General features: G+C 51.1%; 3 protein-coding genes. 2 read left to right on the forward strand and 1 reads right to left on the reverse strand.

Going from position 1 to position 4,010, the window contains the following annotated elements; genetic code table 11:
* Positions 1 to 79 precede the first annotated feature (79 nt).
* Positions 80 to 274: a hypothetical protein gene (locus QUB39_RS30045; RefSeq protein WP_190661768.1), complete on the reverse strand. Its 195-nt coding sequence runs from the start codon at positions 272 to 274 to the stop codon at positions 80 to 82.
* A 152-nt stretch (positions 275 to 426) separates the two neighbouring features.
* On the opposite strand from QUB39_RS30045, the gene QUB39_RS30050 reads away from it, so the two are divergent.
* Positions 427 to 603 carry a hypothetical protein gene (locus QUB39_RS30050; RefSeq protein WP_333056475.1) on the forward strand — a complete coding sequence of 59 codons (177 nt, stop codon included), beginning with the start codon at positions 427 to 429 and terminating at the stop codon, positions 601 to 603.
* A gap of 76 nt (positions 604 to 679) precedes the next feature.
* The coding region (locus QUB39_RS30055; RefSeq protein ID WP_333212025.1) for a two-partner secretion domain-containing protein at positions 680 to 4,010 on the forward strand (3,331 nt) is incomplete at its 3' end.

A 4,010-nucleotide genomic window follows, 5' to 3' on the forward strand; every position in this document is an offset into this window, starting at 1 on the left:
CCGCCCGTCCACTCATGACGGGCGGGACGCCCATCCCACTTTCAAGAGTGGAAGTTATTTAATTCTCATTCCTTATCAACTAATTCATCACGTCAAGGATTCCCTTGACTACGCCTTCCATGACTTTTTCAATTAAGCTCAATTCATTTTCGCCGATCGACTCATTTAAGAGCATTGACTGAATCCGCTGTCTGTCATCGCGAGTCAGTTCGCCGGACGAAAATATCCGCTCTACTATTTGTTCAGTTAGAAATGGGAAAGCTGGAGTTTGCATGGTTGGTCTCTAAAAGCATCAATATTTTGTTTTTAACTTTATTAGAGGAGCCAGTTATGGTGTGGGTTTTTACTTTCCCACCCAATCAGTGCTCCAATCTTATGACTCTGGGGGGCTTTTGTCAATACACTTGTTACAGAACAATACAAAATTTGCCTGAAATTTCCGACATTCGGGCAACGGGTGGTTTTGGAGTGCGATCGACCCCGGTGGTGGCGGTGTGCGATCGACTTTTTGAAGTTTATGGGCACTTTAGCGGAACATTACAGCTCAAAAAAAATCAAAACGAGAAGAGATTAAAATTGGTAATGGAGAATTGGCTTGTCTGAAATCCCTCTTCCTTCCGGCTAATGACTAATGACTAATGACTAAGGAATAATGACTAATGACTAATGGCTTCCTCCAATGACCTATTTTCCTTCGGCTCTAATTTTGACATTAGGTTTTTGGCTGCTACCTCTAGCAGTGCGATCGCAACCTGTCGTTCCTGCAAATGACGGCACAAATACTGTTGTTCAGTCCGAGCAAAACCGCACCGACATTAGTGGCGGACAATTGTCAGGAAACGGGACAAATCTGTTTCACAGCTTCAGCCAATTTAATCTCAGCGAAGGTCAAATCGCTAATTTTCTAACTAATCCAAATATTCAAAATATTTTAGGGCGGATTTCCGGCAACAATGTTTCCATCATTAACGGTCTGATTTCTGTAACCGGCGGCAATTCAAATTTATTCTTAATGAATCCGGCGGGAATTGTCTTCGGTCAAAATGCTAGATTGAACGTGCCGGGGTCTTTTTTCGCGACAACTGCTACAGGTATTGGTTTCGGTGACGGCTGGTTCCATTCGGCGGGAATTAATGATTACAAAGCTTTACTGGGAAATCCTAATCAATTTAATTTTAATAATTCACAAATTGGTGCAATTGTCAATGCCGGAAACTTGGCAGTTGGCAACGGGGAAAGTTTAACTTTGCTCGGTGGCACCGTTATTAATACAGGACAATTATCCGCTCCCAACGGTCAAGTTACTGTGGCTGCTGTTCCGGGACAAAATGCAGTCCGTATCAGTCAAAGCGGCAATTTATTGAGTTTAGAAATTACTCCGTCTTTGCAGTCAGAAAAATCGGCGATCGCCCCGGTTTCTTTGCCTCAGTTGCTAACGGGCCCAGGCGTAGCGTCAGCCACAGGTTTAACCACTAACGAACAAGGTCAATTGGTATTGACTGGGGGCCAAACAGTGCCCGCAGTTGCCGGAAGTGCGATCGTCTCCGGTTCTGTAAATGTATTTGGCCCTTCTGGGAATGCTGGGGGCACAGTCAATATTTTAGGGGAAAAAGTCGGACTCTTCGGCGCAAATATCAATGCTTCCGGGACTGACGGTGGAGGTACTGTGCGCGTCGGAGGCGGTTTCCAAGGGATGGAACCAGTGCCCAACGCCCAGGTAACTTATGTTAGTCCTGATTCTACGATCGCAGCAAACGCGATCGACCGCGGCAATGGCGGCACTGCGGTAATTTGGTCAGACAATACAACTCGCTTCTTGGGCAATATTAGTGCTCGCGGCGGCACTACCGCAGGTAACGGCGGAACAGTAGAAGTTTCCGGCAAAAATGCTTTAACTTTCCAAGGAGAGGTCGATACCCGCGCGACTAACGGTGCGATCGGCAATTTGTTGCTCGATCCGGCAAATATTACCATCGTCAGCGGTAACGGATCCAGCAGCGCGCGATCGACTGGCGGGGAACTGGAATCGGCACCAGAACCCAACGAAACATCGATCTCAGAAGTGCAGTTGGAACAGATGGCGGCCGGCAGCAACGTGGTTCTAGATACCCCCGGCTACATCACCGTCCAAGACTTGCCCGATAACAAACTTTCCCTGCAAGCGAGAACCGGAGACACCGTAACATTTAGAGCGGGCGGAGTGTTTGTTGTCAATGACCCCAACGATTTAATCGAGACTCAAGGTGGCAACATCAACATTTTTGCCAGCAGCATCTCTCTGGGCGGACTCAATGCTAACGGCGGCAATATCGCTATCACTGGTAACGGCATTGACTTCAGAGGCGGCAGCAATTCCGTCAGCAGTGCGGGGGGAACAATTCGCTTGCAGCCCAACGATAGCCGAGCAATTCGGATCGGTGGCACCGGCGATGTTTTGGGCCTTTTGGACTTGACGGCAACGGATCTCGGCGCTTTGGCGGGGGATTTCGGCTCGATCGCGATCGGGCGCGAAAACGGTAGCAGCACGTCGATCGCGATCGTCGCACCCATTACCTTCAACAGCCCGCTGACACTTCAAGGCCGATCGATCGCGATCGACAATCCCCTGAACACAAGCGGCAGCGCTAGCTTGACTCTCAACGCGCCCCAAACTAATCTCAACGCCAACATTGCCACATCCGGTGGCGATCTCACTTTTACAGGAAACGCATCCCTCAATGCTGACGTGGCTTTGAGCGCGGAAGTTAGCGGCAACATTCTGTTCTCCGGTAGCCTAGACGGATCTCACGCCCTAAGACTAGACGCTGGGCGAGTGCTGTTCGGCGCTACAGTCGGTCAAGCTGCACCGCTGGCGAGTTTAACTGTCAACGCCCGCAGTACCGAGGTATCGGGCAATATTGCGACATCTGGCGACATGACTTTCAATAGTAACGTCACAGTCGATCGCACCGCCGCCCTAGCCACCACTACCGGCAATATCACTTTTGCCAATACCCTCGACAGCAGGCCGGGCCGGGCTAATAATTTGACCCTGCGCGCTGGTGGCAACATTACTTTTGACGGCAGAGTCGGTCAAACTCAGAGGTTGGGCCTGCTCTCGGCCGATGCTGCTAGTGTGACTGCTGCTTCCACAATTGCAGCGCGTATTTTGAGCGTTAACGCGCGAGATTCCGCTAGCTTCGGGGGGGACAGCACGGCCGCTTTGGGAGCCGATATCAAGGCAGAAAACGTCTTCCTAGAGGGTAATTTAAGGACGGATGGTGGCAGCGTGAACCTGCAAGGAAGCGGCGAGGTTCGGACTGGTAATATTACCTCGAACGGTGGGAGGATTCGGGTTGAGGGGAATACTGTTGCTGCGGGTGCGATCGACTCGTCATCGGCGGGCACAGGAGGCGCGATCGCTCTCCAAACCACTGCCGGCCCTTTAACTGCGGGAGCTTTGAACGCTTCGGGGGCGATCGGCGGAAATATCGATGTCACCTCTTCATCGGGCATTTCGGCTCTCGATCTCAACTCCAGCAGCACTTCAAACGGCAACGGCGGGGGCGTTTCCCTGAACGCGACTGATAACATTCAGTTGGGCTTTATCAATGCTCAAGGTGGTACTGGTGGCACTGGTGGCAGTGTTGATGTGACAACCCTCGGTTTGTTTCGCTCGAACAATGTTTTCAACGATATATCGGGCAATTCTTCGAGTATTTCTACTGCCGGAGGTGCGGGGGCGGGCAGGATCGCAATTCGCCACGGAGGCGCTATCGATCGACCATTTATAGTTGGTGGCGCGATCGACAATGGAACCCTGGGAAGCATTAATGCTGGCGCGGGAAATGCCATTTTGCCCACTTTTTCTGTTGGACAAACTTACACCCAAGGAAGTTTACCAAATCAGATTTCCCTAATTACACCGGGCCCGCCCTCTACTCCCGCACCCATTCCCGCACCCATTCCCGCACCCATTCCCGCACCCATTCCCGCACCCATTCCCGCACCCATTCCCGCACCCATTCCCG

This window comes from Microcoleus sp. AT8-B5 (assembly GCF_036705565.1).
GTDB lineage: Bacteria > Cyanobacteriota > Cyanobacteriia > Cyanobacteriales > Microcoleaceae > Microcoleus.

Coding starts and splice junctions, on each gene's coding strand:
- QUB39_RS30045 (WP_190661768.1), bottom strand. CDS start 274: ATGCAAACTCCAGCTTTCCCATTTCTAACTGAACAAATAGTAGAGCGG.